General features: G+C 69.9%; 1 protein-coding gene. It reads left to right on the top strand.

Annotated features, from left to right (window positions below; genetic code table 11):
- The coding region (locus tag PUR56_RS12465) for an acyltransferase domain-containing protein (protein ID WP_443034485.1) at positions 1-342 on the top strand (342 nt) is incomplete at its 5' end.
- Positions 343-402 lie beyond the last annotated feature (60 nt).

Raw genomic sequence — 402 nt, 5'->3', positions numbered from 1 at the left:
GCCTTCGACCAGGTGGCGTTGCACCTGGATGCCGATCTGGACCAGCCGCTGGCGGAGGTGCTGGCGGACGAGGAGCTGATCCACCGGACCGGGTACGCGCAGCCGGCGTTGTTCGCGGGGGAGGTGGCGTTGCATGCGCTGCTGTCGCACTGGGGTGTGCGGGCGGACGTGCTGGTGGTGCACTCGATCTGTGAGGTTGCCGCCGCGCATGTGGCCGGGGTGCTGTCGCTCGGCGATGCGGCGGCGTTGGTCGTGGCCCGGGGCCGACTGATGCAGGCCCTTCCCGCCGGTGGGGCGATGCTCGCGGTGGGGGCAGCCCTGGCGGAGGTACTGCACCCGTAACCACACCAGTACGACGAATTGTTGAACGTAGCAGGCGACGAGGTGGTCTCGGGCGTGGAG

The sequence above is a fragment of the Streptomyces sp. BE303 genome, assembly GCF_036290945.1.
In the GTDB taxonomy this organism is placed as follows: domain Bacteria; phylum Actinomycetota; class Actinomycetes; order Streptomycetales; family Streptomycetaceae; genus Kitasatospora.
The sequence above is the reverse complement of the archived record's forward strand: the minus strand, read 5'-3'. Positions and strand labels throughout refer to the sequence as shown.